Origin of the sequence: Mesorhizobium sp. INR15 (assembly GCF_015500075.1) — a bacterium.
Taxonomy (GTDB): domain Bacteria; phylum Pseudomonadota; class Alphaproteobacteria; order Rhizobiales; family Rhizobiaceae; genus Mesorhizobium.
Genome location: NZ_CP045496.1, coordinates 685,803 through 698,521 on the forward strand (window position 1 = coordinate 685,803; position 12,719 = coordinate 698,521).

The 12,719-nt window shown below is 62.8% G+C and carries 15 protein-coding genes; 4 read left to right on the plus strand and 11 right to left on the minus strand.

The window, feature by feature from the left end; all coding sequences use genetic code 11:
- Nucleotides 1-33 precede the first annotated feature (33 nt).
- The 7 genes from GA829_RS03235 to GA829_RS03265 all read right to left on the minus strand — a co-directional run bounded on the left by GA829_RS03235 (nucleotide 34) and on the right by GA829_RS03265 (nucleotide 4,795).
- Complete coding sequence (locus GA829_RS03235; RefSeq protein ID WP_195177134.1) at nucleotides 34-522, minus strand: DUF29 domain-containing protein; 489 nt, start codon at nucleotides 520-522, stop codon at nucleotides 34-36.
- A gap of 162 nt (nucleotides 523-684) precedes the next feature.
- Nucleotides 685-2,400 (minus strand): urease subunit alpha, encoded by a 1,716-nt coding sequence (gene ureC / locus GA829_RS03240; RefSeq protein WP_195177135.1) that lies wholly within the window; start codon nucleotides 2,398-2,400, stop codon nucleotides 685-687.
- Nucleotides 2,400-2,705: an urease subunit beta gene (locus GA829_RS03245; protein WP_195177136.1), complete on the minus strand. Its 306-nt coding sequence runs from the start codon at nucleotides 2,703-2,705 to the stop codon at nucleotides 2,400-2,402. Before GA829_RS03245 ends, ureC begins: the two co-directional genes overlap by 1 nt.
- 8 nt (nucleotides 2,706-2,713) lie before the next feature.
- Nucleotides 2,714-3,304: a HupE/UreJ family protein gene (locus GA829_RS03250; RefSeq protein WP_258052125.1), complete on the minus strand. Its 591-nt coding sequence runs from the start codon at nucleotides 3,302-3,304 to the stop codon at nucleotides 2,714-2,716.
- 49 nt (nucleotides 3,305-3,353) lie between these two features.
- Complete coding sequence (locus GA829_RS03255) at nucleotides 3,354-3,611, minus strand: DUF1272 domain-containing protein (RefSeq protein ID WP_195177137.1); 258 nt, start codon at nucleotides 3,609-3,611, stop codon at nucleotides 3,354-3,356.
- A 10-nt stretch (nucleotides 3,612-3,621) separates the two neighbouring features.
- Nucleotides 3,622-3,924: an urease subunit gamma gene (locus GA829_RS03260; protein WP_023671228.1), complete on the minus strand. Its 303-nt coding sequence runs from the start codon at nucleotides 3,922-3,924 to the stop codon at nucleotides 3,622-3,624.
- 28 nt (nucleotides 3,925-3,952) lie between these two features.
- On the minus strand, nucleotides 3,953-4,795 hold the full coding sequence (locus GA829_RS03265; RefSeq protein WP_195177138.1) for an urease accessory protein UreD: 843 nt from the start codon (nucleotides 4,793-4,795) through the stop codon (nucleotides 3,953-3,955).
- Between the two features lie 201 nt (nucleotides 4,796-4,996).
- Between GA829_RS03265 and GA829_RS03270 the strand changes: the two genes are divergently transcribed.
- The 3 genes from GA829_RS03270 to GA829_RS03280 all read left to right on the plus strand — a co-directional run bounded on the left by GA829_RS03270 (nucleotide 4,997) and on the right by GA829_RS03280 (nucleotide 7,330).
- Entirely contained in the window at nucleotides 4,997-5,251 is a 255-nt protein-coding gene (locus tag GA829_RS03270; protein WP_195177139.1) for an acyl carrier protein, read from the plus strand.
- Between the two features lie 5 nt (nucleotides 5,252-5,256).
- Nucleotides 5,257-6,465 carry a beta-ketoacyl-[acyl-carrier-protein] synthase family protein gene (locus GA829_RS03275; RefSeq protein ID WP_195177140.1) on the plus strand — a complete coding sequence of 403 codons (1,209 nt, stop codon included), beginning with the start codon at nucleotides 5,257-5,259 and terminating at the stop codon, nucleotides 6,463-6,465.
- Between the two features lie 160 nt (nucleotides 6,466-6,625).
- Nucleotides 6,626-7,330: a glutathione S-transferase family protein gene (locus GA829_RS03280; RefSeq protein WP_195177141.1), complete on the plus strand. Its 705-nt coding sequence runs from the start codon at nucleotides 6,626-6,628 to the stop codon at nucleotides 7,328-7,330.
- 31 nt (nucleotides 7,331-7,361) lie between these two features.
- Here the strand turns inward: GA829_RS03280 and GA829_RS03285 are convergent, their stop codons facing one another.
- The 4 genes from GA829_RS03285 to GA829_RS03300 all read right to left on the minus strand — a co-directional run bounded on the left by GA829_RS03285 (nucleotide 7,362) and on the right by GA829_RS03300 (nucleotide 11,533).
- Complete coding sequence (locus GA829_RS03285) at nucleotides 7,362-7,706, minus strand: hypothetical protein (RefSeq protein ID WP_195177142.1); 345 nt, start codon at nucleotides 7,704-7,706, stop codon at nucleotides 7,362-7,364.
- 82 nt (nucleotides 7,707-7,788) lie between these two features.
- Entirely contained in the window at nucleotides 7,789-8,415 is a 627-nt protein-coding gene (locus GA829_RS03290; RefSeq protein ID WP_195177143.1) for a nucleoside triphosphate hydrolase, read from the minus strand.
- A 79-nt stretch (nucleotides 8,416-8,494) separates the two neighbouring features.
- Complete coding sequence (locus GA829_RS03295) at nucleotides 8,495-9,601, minus strand: hypothetical protein (RefSeq protein WP_195177144.1); 1,107 nt, start codon at nucleotides 9,599-9,601, stop codon at nucleotides 8,495-8,497.
- Between the two features lie 117 nt (nucleotides 9,602-9,718).
- A complete protein-coding gene (locus GA829_RS03300; RefSeq protein WP_195177145.1) occupies nucleotides 9,719-11,533 on the minus strand; it encodes a methyl-accepting chemotaxis protein in 1,815 nt (604 codons plus the stop codon).
- 256 nt (nucleotides 11,534-11,789) lie between these two features.
- Between GA829_RS03300 and GA829_RS03305 the strand changes: the two genes are divergently transcribed.
- The gene (locus GA829_RS03305; protein WP_195177146.1) at nucleotides 11,790-12,683 is read left to right on the plus strand and encodes a D-alanyl-D-alanine carboxypeptidase family protein; all 894 of its coding nucleotides are present in this window, start codon (nucleotides 11,790-11,792) and stop codon (nucleotides 12,681-12,683) included.
- Nucleotides 12,684-12,719: the final 36 nt, after the last annotated feature.

Sequence of the window (12,719 nt, forward strand, 5' to 3'; positions counted from 1 at the left end):
TAGTGCGGTGTCCAGACAGGCACCGCAACAAGTTCAGTCGCGAACAAGCTGTTCCGGCAGCCACGGGGTGCCAGGAAAAAAGTCCTGGTTGAGAATATTCGCGATTTGGTATGGGCAATCGGTCGGGAAATCCCCTTCAGGCAAGCCCGTTTCATCAATCGCCTTCAGGCGCGCGAACTCGAATTCGCTGATGATCTGCGTTTGTGGATAGGCCTTCAGGCTGGGGCTTTCATCGATCAGTCTCTTGATCTGATGCCGCTGCTCCCGGATTGTGAGCAACCAACCTGCCTTGCGCTTTCCAGCCTGAAATTGCCACTTGAGCAAGTGCAAAAGCAAAATGCCAAGCCTGTTTGCAATTTCCCTCTTGTCGCTCCGCCCCAAGCTCTCGATCTCCTCGGCCAAGTTTTCGCGATCGAGGTCAGAGACACGACCTTCGCGCAACAGCGCGCCTTGCTCGGCGCACCACTGAGCATAGTCGGCCTCATAGGGCGTCAATTGCTGTCTTCGAAAGATCTTGTTCATTCAGGATATATTGCTCTCAAAGAGCGAGATTTCCAAGCCAGGTGAAAAAGGCGGCACTTACCTGGACTCTTCGGCGCAATGTTTTCGTAGCCGCAGGTGGCGAATCCTGTCCAGTTTCATGATGGCTTCATTTGACCACGTTCATGAATTTCGGCGGAAACCTCAAAACAGAAAATACCGCTGCGCCATCGGCAGCACGGTGGCCGGCTCGCAGGTCAGCAACTCGCCGTCGGCGCGCACTTCATAGGTTTCCGGATCGACCTCGATATGCGGCATGGCGTCGTTGAGCACCATCGAATGCTTGCCGATGCCGCCACGGGTGTTTTCGACGGCGACGAACTGCTTTTCGACGCCGAGCCTGCCATGCAGACCTGACTCGAGCGCGGCCTTGGAAACGAAGGTCACGGACGAATTCGTCCGTGCCTTGCCATAGGCGCCGAACATTGGCCGGTAGTGCATTGGCTGCGGCGTCGGGATCGAGGCGTTGGGGTCGCCCATGGGTGCTGCGGCGATCATGCCGCCGATCAGCACCATGTCGGGTTTGACGCCGAAGAAGGCCGGGTTCCACAGCACAAGGTCGGCGCGTTTGCCGACGGCGATCGAGCCTATATGCCTGGATAGGCCGTGCGCGATGGCCGGGTTGATGGTGTATTTGGCGATGTAGCGGCGGACGCGGAAATTGTCGTTGTCGCCGGTTTCCTGAGGCAGCGAGCCGCGCTGCCGCTTCATCTTGTCGGCGGTCTGCCAGGTGCGGATCGCCACCTCGCCGACGCGGCCCATGGCCTGGCTGTCAGACGAGATGATCGAGAAGGCGCCGATGTCGTGCAGGATGTCTTCCGCCGCGATGGTTTCCTTGCGGATGCGGCTTTCGGCGAAGGCGATGTCCTCGGGGATGGACGGCGACAGATGGTGGCAGACCATCAGCATGTCGAGATGTTCGGCCAGCGTGTTGACCGTATAGGGCCGGGTCGGATTGGTCGAGGACGGGATAACGTTGGGTAGGCCGCAGACCTTGATGATGTCGGGTGCATGGCCACCGCCGGCGCCTTCGGTGTGGAAGGCATGAATGGTGCGGCCCTTGATCGCCGCCACGGTGTTTTCGACAAAGCCGGACTCATTCAGCGTGTCGGTGTGGATCATCACCTGCACGTCGTATTCGTCGGCGACCGACAGGCAGCAATCTATTGCAGCGGGTGTCGTGCCCCAGTCTTCATGCAGCTTCAGCGAACAGGCGCCGCCGAGCACCATTTCCTCGAGCGCCGCCGGCAGCGACGCATTGCCTTTGCCCGACAGGCCGATATTCATCGGGAAGGCATCGAAGGACTGGATCATGCGCGCCATGTGCCAGGGACCCGGCGTGCACGTGGTGGCGAGCGTGCCATGCGCCGGGCCGGTGCCGCCGCCGAGCATGGTGGTGATGCCCGACATCAGCGCTTCCTCGATCTGCTGCGGGCAGATGAAATGGATATGCGCGTCGAAGCCACCCGCCGTCAGGATCTTGCCTTCACCGGCAATGATCTCGGTGCCGGGGCCGATGATGATGGTGACGCCATCCTGCGTATCAGGATTGCCGGCCTTGCCGATCGCGGCGATACGGCCATCCCTCAAACCTATGTCGGCCTTGAAGATGCCGGCGCTGGCATCGACCACCAGCGCATTGGTGATGACGGTGTCGACAGCGCCCTGCGCGCGGGAAACCTGGCTCTGGCCCATGCCATCGCGGATGACCTTGCCGCCGCCGAATTTCACCTCCTCGCCGTGAATGGTGAGGTCTTTCTCGACCTCGATGAACAGTTCGGTGTCGGCGAGGCGAACCTTGTCGCCCACCGTCGGGCCGTACATGCGGGCATAGGCGGCGCGCGATATCTTAGCCGGCATCAGAGTTTTCCCATTACCTTCTGCTGAAATCCGTAGACCTCGCGCTTGCCGCCGAGCGGCACCAGCGTCACGTCGCGCTCCTGGCCGGGCTCGAAGCGCATCGCCGTGCCGGCGGCGATGTCGAGGCGCATGCCCCGGGCACGCTCGCGCTCGAACTTCAGCCCCTCATTGGTCTCGAAGAAATGATAGTGACTGCCGACCTGGATTGGCCTGTCGCCGCTGTTGGCGACCTTCAGGGTGATGGCCGGCAGGCCCTTGTTCAATTCGATGTCGCCGTCCGCCGTGATGATTTCGCCCGGGATCATCGATGGCCTCACAACACGCCGAAGACGAGGCCGACACCAACCGCCGCGCAAGCCGCGCCGGCGGCGCGCGCAAGATCACGAAACCTCCGTCCAAGGCCAAGCCCGGCAGCAATGCCGACGGCATGGAGCAGCGCGGTGACAACGGCAAAGCCGGCCATATACTCAAGCCCGCCGGCATTTTCAGGCACTTCGGTGCCATGCGCATGGCCATGGAACAGCGCGAACAGGCCGATGATGGCGACGCCCGCCGAGACGGGCAGATCAACCGCCAGCGCCACCAACAAGCCGAGCGCCACGACCGAGGCGAGGATGCCTGGTTCGACGAAGGGCACCGGCACATGCAGCATGCCGAGCGCGCCACCGGCCAGCATGACGCCGACGAAGGCCAGCGGCCAGGCCCAGATCGCCTTGCCGCCCTTGAGCGCTGCCCAAAGGCCAACCGCGATCATCACCGTCATATGGTCGAGACCGGACAGCGGATGCATGGACCCGGCCGTGAAGGACGAGGTGGTGCCGATGCCGACATGGGCGTAGGCCGGCATCGCTGCGGCCAGAAGCAGGATCGCCGAGAGTGATGTGCGTTTCATCGTGGCTGACATCTTAGACTTGCCTCCTGTTTGTTGGCCTTCTGTTGCTGGATCGCGGCATTCAAGCCGCCTTGCGGGCCGGGCCACAGCCCTCGGCCTTGAGGACGCGCTTGGTCGAGGCCGGATATTTCTCCAGCATTGCCGCTGGGCGGATCGGGCGGACCGAGAAATTGCCGCCGCAATTCGGGCAGCTGCCGCCGAGAGCGCCTTGCGCGCAATCGGCGCAAAACGTGCACTCGAAGGTACAGATCATGACATCGGCCGCCTCGGGCGGCAGGTCCTTGTCGCAACATTCGCAGTTGGGGCGCAGGTCCAGCATCTTTGTCTCCTCACCTTATGGGTTCGTGCACGGTCACCAGCTTGGTGCCGTCGGGGAACGTCGCTTCGACCTGCACATCGTGGATCATTTCGGCGATGCCTTCCATCACCTGCGCGCGGGTGATGACATGGGCGCCGGCCTCCATCAGTTCGGCAACCGGCCGGCCGTCGCGAGCGCCCTCGACGACAAAATCGGTGATCAGCGCGATCGCCTCCGGGTGATTGAGCTTGACGCCGCGTTCGAGCCGCTTGCGCGCCACGATCGCCGCCATGGCGATCAGCAGCTTGTCTTTTTCCCGTGGCGTCAGGTTCATGCGTTTTCCTGAAATGATGCGGACAGAATTAGAGTGACCATAATTTGGGCAGACCCGCCCGACCGTTAAGCAGTTCGACAAGCGGAACCAGCCGTTTGCGAAGCTGGTAGCCGTCTCCGGCATAAAGCCTCGCAAGAAGCTTGCCAGATGTCGTTACGCTCCAGGCGCTGGCGTCACCCTGGTCGCCAATGATTCCCCTGACAGATTGAAGCAGCGCTTCGGCGCGCGGCGATACCATCAGGATCGTCGCCATCGCCACGGCGCCACCGGCAACCGCGCGGCGGCCCAGAGCATCGGCAATGCCCGGCCCGATGCGGAAATCCTCGGCATGGATGAGGGCCCCTTGCCGGCGAACACGCCAGCGGTCGTGAAAGCTGCCGCGTGTGGTGCGCTCGCCCATGGCAAGACGGCCGAAGACGGCGGCTTCGAGAACCAATGCTTCGGCGCCATCGGCAAGGTCGACCTCAAGGGTGCGGGCAAAGGCCGACTGCTCGAAGACGATGGTCTCCTGCGGCAGCCAGGCAATGCTGCCATGGTCGCCAACCGTCAATTTGACCCGCACTTCGGCTCGATCGGATGCGGCGCGATAGATCTTTTCGCAGGCTTGTGTGGTTATCGTCGCGGAACCACCGGGCCCGACGTCGACTTCCCAGGCGAGACGGTCGCCGCCGGTCAACCCGCCAGCCGTGTTGATCAGGACCGCCTCAAGCGGATCCGTCGCGACAGCCGGCATCCTGATCTTGGCGGAGCCGTCCTGGTAGAGGCGCCGCAGGTGCGTGCGCCCAGCACGTTTGCCACAGGCGAGCCGCGCCAATCCGGCAGCGCGCTGGGCCCGTGAAGTCGAAATTCCGCCATATTCGATCGTATCCACGCCGCTACGTTAAGCACACCGGCGGCTTTGTCGATATATAGCTTGTTGCTTGAAAGCGTTTCCGTTTCTATAGAGTGAGTCACCTTGGTACGGTCATGCAACGCTTGACGAGGGTAAAGGCGACGTTCACAGCCTGGCCGAGGAACAAAAGGGGCGCTGGATTGATTGGCGTCGGGAAACGACAAGTGGGGAAGAAACCGAATGTCTGACCAGTTGGCGACGGATATCATCGCGAAGATCAAGGCTCATGCCGAGCCCGGCGGCGAAGAGATTACCACCACCACCGAACTGACCGCGCTTGGCATCCATTCGCTCGAGCTGACCGAGATCATCTTCGATCTCGAGGAAGAATATGGCATCGAGATCGAGATGAACACGGTCGACGCCTGGAGCAATCTGAAGAACGTCGGCGACATGGTCGAAGCCGTCCGCGCATTGATCGCGAAAAAAGCCTGAACTGAATGCATAAGCGCGTCGTCATCACCGGCATGGGCGGCATTTGCGGGCTCGGCACCAATGCGCCCGCGATCTGGAACGAGATGCGTGCCGGGCGCTCGGCCATTGGCCCGATCACCAGTCCGCAATTGCATGACCTGAAGGTCAAGGTCGGCTGCGAAATCAAGGAATTGCCGGAGCACGGCATCGAGCGCAAGCAGTTGGTGTCGATGGACCGCTTCAGTCTGCTGGCGACGATCGCCGCGCGCGAGGCCATGCGGCAGTCCGGCTTGACCTCGACTGAAGCCAATACTTACCGGATGGGCACCGTCGTCGGCGTCGGCGTCTGCGGCTGGGAAGCGATCGAGGAAAATTACCGGGCTATCCTGATCGATGGCAAGAACCGCGCCGGTATCTTCACCGTGCCGAAGGTCATGCCTAGCGCCGCCTCGGGGCAGGTCAGCATGAGTCTCGGCCTGCGCGGGCCGGTTTTCGGCGTCACCTCCGCCTGCTCATCATCCAATCACGCCATTGCCTCGGCCGTCGACCAGATCAGGCTCGGCCGCGCCGATGTCATGGTCGCCGGCGGCACCGACGCGCCGCTGGTATGGGGCATCCTGAAGGGCTGGGAAGCGCTGCGGGTACTTGCTCCCGACACGTGCAGGCCATTTTCGGCCGACCGCCAGGGCCTGTCGCTTGGCGAAGGCGCCGGCATGGCCGTGCTGGAAACCTATGAACATGCGATGGCGCGCGGCGCCACCATCCTCGCCGAAATCGCCGGCGCCGGCCTGTCCGCCGACGCGTCCGACATTGTCGCACCGACGGTCGAGGGGCCAACGGCCGCCATGCGCGCCTGCCTCGCCGATGCCGGGCTCAATCCTGAAGATGTCGATTATCTCAACGCGCATGGCACCGGCACCAAGGCCAACGACATGATCGAGACGGCCGCGATCAAGCGCGTCTTTGGGGACCACGCCTACAAGCTTTCAGTGTCGTCGACCAAATCGATGCATGCGCATTGCCTGGGCGCCTCGGGCGCACTGGAGATGATCGCCTGTGTCATGGCGATCCGCGAAGGCCTCGTGCCGCCAACCGCCAATTTCCGTGAACCCGACCCCGATTGCGACCTCGACGTGACGCCGAACGTGGCGCGCGAGCGCAAGGTGCGCGCCGCGATCAGCAATGGTTTCGCTTTTGGGGGCACCAATGCGGTGCTGGCCTTCAAGGCGGTCTGATTTCCGGTTTTCTGCTTCCAGGGCTTGCGATGCCGGTTGACTGTGCGTGCACAGCGAAACTGTCGCCGCCATATTGATCATGTCCGGCCGCACGCCTAGTTCTTGATCGACCCGCCAAGACCGCGCCTTTAGGCGCCTATCCCCATTTCAGGAGCTTTCGATGACCGATCTGTCCGCATTTCCGATCGCGACACGCTGGCCGGCCAGCCATCCCGAGCGCATCCAGCTCTATTCGGCGCCGACGCCGAATGGCGTCAAGGTGTCGATCATGCTGGAGGAACTCGGCCTTCCCTACGAGGCGCACTACGTGAACATCGGCAAGAACGAGAGCTGGACGCCGGAATTCCTGTCTCTCAACCCCAACGGCAAGATTCCGGCGATCATCGATCCCAACGGTCCGGACGGCAAGCCGATCGCCTTGTTCGAATCCGGCGCGATCCTGCTCTACCTCTCCGACAAGACCGGCAAGCTCGTGCCAGCCGATCCGACGCTGCGCTATGAGACTATCCAGTGGGTGTTCTTCCAGATGGCTTCGGTCGGACCGATGTTCGGCCAGGTCGGCTTCTTCCACAAATTCGCCGGCCGCGAGATCGCCGACAAGCGTCCGCTGGAGCGCTACCGCGACGAATCGCGGCGGCTGATCGGCGTCATGGACGAGCGGCTGAAAGGCCGCAAATGGATCATGGGCAAGGACTACACGATCGCCGACATCTCACTGCTCGGCTGGGTGCGCAACCTCATCGGTTTCTATGAGGCGCGGGAACTGGTCGGCTTCGACGATTTCGCCAATGTAGCGGCATGGCTGGAACGCGGGCTTGCGAGACCGGCGGTTCAGAGTGGCCTGACCATCCCCGGACGAGCCTGAGGCTCGTCCACAGCGCTTCGGGGACGCACCCCTATTTCGCCTTGGCCTTGGCTTTCGAACCGCTTCTGCCCATGACGGACGCGGCGAGTGATGCCGCACCCCTGGCAGCCACGACAACAGCGCCTGCCGCCACATTGGCTGTCGCCTTGGCGGTGCGCATGGCGCTGCCCGCGATCGAACTGTCGCCGCTCGGGGCTTTCGTCGGCTTGGTGGTTTTGGCCGCGGACTTGGCGGCGGTCGGTAAAACCTTCTTCGGTGCCGCCTTGCCAAAGGCCGGCTTCGCCGCATCCTTGGACCGTTCGGCGACGGCCGGACCAGCGCCGGCCTTCGATTGAGTTGCCTTGCTCTTGGCGGGCTTTCTTGCCTTGGGTGCCATCGGGCGCAATCCTTCGCGTTGGGCAGAATTGCCGTGTGCCCGATAACGACTTGAAAGTCTTAAGGTTCCCCTCGAAGATTCCTTACAATCCAGCGGGTTCGCCGATCACCAGATCCGCCGAACGCCGTCGTCCCAACACGCGGTCGATATTCGGCATGTCATTGGATGCGATCCAGGCACGGGCATCCTCATCGGAACGGCCATGGCCGCGCCACCGATCCAGCAGCCGGCGTTCGAGTTCGGCCCGCGAGACATCAACGAAGATCGAGAAGTCGAACAGCGGCGCCAGCCGCGACCAGGGCTCCTCGTCGAGCAGCAGATAGTTGCCTTCGATCAGGATGAACTTGGTCTCGGCGGAGACGATCGACGCGGCGGCGCGCGACAGTTCCATGCCGCGATCGAAGACCGGGATGGCAATATCGGGCTCGCCGGCGCGGATGCGCTTCAGCAAGGTTTCGAAGCCGGCAAAGTCAAAGGTTTCGGGCGCGCCCTTTCGCGCCCGCAAGCCACGGTGATTGAGCACGATGTCGTCATAGTGAAAACCGTCCATCGGCACGACTTCCGACGCGCCTTCCGGCAGCAGGTCATGCAGTCCGCCCGACAGTGTTGATTTGCCGGCGCCAGGCGGACCGGCGATGGCGACAATGAAGCGCTGAGCCTTGCCGGCACGCTTGAAGATGGTGGCGGCGAGATGGGCGATTTCTGACATGGGAAGCCTTCAACTGTTCCGCGCGATGATTTCCCGCATCTTGTCGACAGTTCGCGGAAATTTCAAATGTGGCGCCGCCCTACCGTGCGATGGATTCGCCGAGCCGCAGGAAATCAGTGTCGAACGGAATGTCCCGCGCCGATCCGTCGGTGAAGCCAAGGCGCATGCGGCCCTGTGACGTCGCGATATCGCGCGGCGGTTCGCCGCCGGACAACGGCACGGTGCCAATGACATGGCGGAAGGAGAGACTTTGGCCTTCCGCGAGATCAAAGGCCGTTGCCAGCCCTTCGCGCTTCAGCCAGTTGTCACCGAGCGACGCGGCGTGGCCAAGCGCCGTGCGTCCATCCTCGATGCCGAGAACGCCGCGATGGCGCCCGTTCCACGGCGCATAGTCGCGGCCGCCATTGCTGAACCACAGCATGGTGACCGGCAGTTCCGCCGGGTTCTTCAGCACCAGCACAAGATCGTCTTCCGCCTCGCGCGCAATCGCGGTCCAGCCAGGCCCGCTGTGGTCGGCTTCGACCAGAGTGAGGAAATCCTCGCGCTGGTGATCCATGCGGTAGCTTGTCAGGTCGACCACGCCGCCATCGGCGGCTGGAAACCGCGTGAGATCGGCGGCACGAGCCGGATAGGCGAACATGAAGCGGCCGCGCGTGGGATCGGGCTCAAGCGGAAGCTCAGGGGTCGCTGCAAAGCGCTTCGGCGAGAAGGCCAGCCTGCCGCCGTTCTTCATCGCCGTCATCGGATGATGGGCGACCGAAATTGCGCCGGAGCCGCCGGAAAACACATGTTCCTGGTAGAGAAAAGGATGGCCGTCTCGCAAGCTCAGGATCTTGTAGACGGAAGCGCCCATCACCTTGCGGCGCAGCTGGAAGGTGGCGCGCCAGCCGTCGGCCGTTGCAGCGCTTTCGACGACATCCCAGGCGCTGTTGGCCGGCCAGCCGTGCAAGGGCGCTTCTTCGACATCGCTGCGCGAGAACGGCGCGCAGAGGAAATCGCCGGATAGACGAACCGTGCCCTCGGGCAGGTCTCGCGGCAATGTCTCGCGCGGCTCGTCGAGCCACGGCGCGCGATGCAGCGGTTTCAGCCGACGCCCGTCGGCGTCGACCACCATGTCGGAGATATGGCCGACCGTGAGATCGAGCGAGACCGAAATGCCCTGAGCCTTGATCGTGCTGGTATCCATTGCGCTCTCACCGATTCGAATTGCGCAAAGAGAGCCCTTCGACGCCGGGTGCGCAAGCATGGCAACCGGCATTTCGCATCAGGCGGCGATCCTGCCTCTTCGGGCGCCGACCACCACCTACTGGCGCTTGTATTCCCGCACCGGCGACTTTGTGCCGTCGGTGTAGGTAACCTGCACCGACATCGACTTCACGCTGTTGGCGACCTTGAAATAGGGCTGGTAGTTGTCGGGGATGGCATAGGGGTCCTTGGCATTGCAGGGCGGCATATCGAGCGACTTGTCGAGCGCGGCGCTGTTCAGGCTGTAGCGGACATCCTTGATGGCGCAGCGGTAGGACAACATCTGGGTGAAATAGACCAGGCCATGATTGCCGCTTGCGTCGAAGGCGATCCACGACGTCCAGAACTGGTCGAGCACCTGCTTCGAGCCTTGCTGAAGGGCGGCGTCCGGATCGAAGCGGATATCGAACGGACCCGTCTCGCGACCTCTGATATCGAGATATTTGACCGAGATGACCCCAGCCACCGTGCTGTCCGGCACCTCGAAGCTTGGATTGGGCATCGGCTTGCCCGTGGTCTGGTCGTTGAGCGCCAGGAAGCCGGTGTCGGTGAATGGGCCGGTGCCGCCCATGCGCCAGGAAATGCCGGTGGCCGGTTCAGGAATGGAGATGGTCATCGACCACCCCTGGTTCGAGCGCATCGGCGTCAGCGTCGGGATGAAGCGGGCGGGATCAAGCACATCGCCAAGCGCTGCCAGCCGGCTGCGGCCGCGGTCCAGCCAGTCGGCGAGTTGCGTCTGGTCAACGAAGTATTTCAGCAGCCCGCCATCTTTCTCGTAAGACAGGAACTTCGTCAGCGCCTTGGCTTCGCTGCGCTTGTCGGACAGCGCCTGAAAACCGAGACGGTCCTCCGAAAACTCCTGCGACAGCAGGAAATAGGCCGGCGCGAAATCCGGATTGGCTGATATGAAGGCGTTGAGCTTGTCGAGACGCTGGGCGTCGTCGAACTGCAAGGCATGGACCAGCTTGATCGACAGCGCCTTGCCCTTGTCGGCAAGCGTGCCGAACACTTCGCGTGCGCCGGCCTTGCCGTCCTGCACCCTGAGCAGCGTAGCAAAGCGGGTGTATGGATCGATGGCGTCGACATCCAAGGCAGCAAAGGCCAGGTAAGAGCGCCGTGCATTGAGCATGTCGCCGGACAGTTCGTAGACGCGGGCATTGTGGTAGAACTCGTCAGGCCGCTTCGGCTCGGCGATCGCGCCGCCTTGCGCGGCGAGTGCGGCAAACCCCTTGGCGATGGTGTCGATCGAGGCGGCAATCCGCTCGGTCGTCGCCTGCAGCTTTTCCGTTTGTGCCTGCTGTTGCGCCTGGCCGGCGGCCAGCGTCTCGGCCTGTTTCTTCACCTCTTCCGTGGCCTTCTGCACCTGCGCCGTCCGCTGCGCCTGCTGCTGCTGTGCCGATGCGATCTCCTGCGTCTTTTTCGCCACCGTGTCGGTGGACTGCTTGACCCGTTCGACCGTCTTTTGCGTCTCGGTGACGGTCTGCTCGATCTTGGCCACCTTGGCCGAAACGATGCCGATCGATTGCTGTAGCTCGGCCACGGCAGGCACCAGGCCGGCGATCACGCCGTTCTGGGAATTGGTGTCTTTCTGGACAGCATAGACACCCCCGGCGACGGCCGCCGCACTGGTGGCGAACACCAGCGCCGGCAGCGCCTTGGCGGCCAGCACCAGCCTAAGCACGATGGCAATGGCGATGATCAGCGCGGCAACCGAGGCGACCAGCGCGATATAGGCGGCGAAGGGCGCCAGCGGATTGAGAATGTCGGAAACGGCGCCGCCGACAAAGGCGATGCTGCCGGCCCATTTGCCGGTGCGGCTGAGCGATGCCTTGATAAGCGATGGCGCAACGCCACCAGCCCCGATGCCCGTCATTGCAAGTCCCCCCAAGCCAGCAATACCACGCCCCTTCCCACAGGAAACGCGGCTTTGGCAAGAAAAGCCAGGAAACAGGCGATTTCGCGGCGGCCAATCGAGCCCGCGACAGCCGGTCAGGAGCGGCCTGCCGGCTTGGAATGCGATTGCGTTGCGAAAAGGCTGGGGCTAAGCGGTGTTAACCAAATGGACGCAGCAATCGGGTTACGTTAGCTTCGTCTCATCTCAGCAACAGCGTTCCAGAACTGACTTGCCCTTGTCCAGACTGCATCCCCTTCAGCTCATCCAGAGATTTTTCGTGGCATTCAGCCTGGCTGTGCTTGTGGCCGGTTGCACGACCACGACGCCGCCGGATGCGGTGCTGGCGGTGCCGGCGCCACCTCAGAAATACGCGGCCATCGTTGTCGACGCCAAGACCGGCAAGCAGCTGTTCGAGGTCAACTCGACGGCGCAACGCTACCCGGCCTCGCTGACCAAGATGATGACGCTCTATCTGCTGTTCGAGGCGCTGGACTCCGGCCGCGTCACCAAGACGACACAAATTCCGGTATCGGATCACGCTGCTTCGCAGCCGCCGACAAAGATGCGGTTCCGGCGCGGCGAATCCATTGACGCCGATTCGGCGATACGCGCCATCGTCGTCAAATCTGCCAATGACGTGGCGGTGGCGGTTGGCGAATATCTCGGCGGCAGCGAAGACGCCTTCGCCGGCATGATGACCGCCAAGGCGCGCCAGCTCGGCATGAACAGCACCGTGTTCCGCAATGCGTCCGGCCTGCCCGACGACGACCAGCACACCAGCGCGCGCGACATGGCGGTGCTGGGCATGGCGCTGCATTCGCGCTTCCCGCAGCAGTTCCACTATTTCTCCGAAAGCGACTTCATGTTCCGCGGCAAGCTGGTGCGCGGCCACAACGACATGCTTGGCCGCGTGCGCGGCGTCGACGGCATCAAGACCGGCTATATCAAGGCATCCGGCTTCAACATCGTCACCTCCTACGACGCCGACGGCCGCCAACTGGTGGTGGTGGTGATGGGTGCCGACAGCGCCCGCCAGCGCAACGACCATGTCGAGGCACTGATCCAGCGCAGCCTGTCGCCGACAATGGATGCGGCCAAGACGAGACTGATGTTCGCCGAACAGCAGTAATTCGCGCCTCGGCCAATCCCATATGTCCCTAATGGT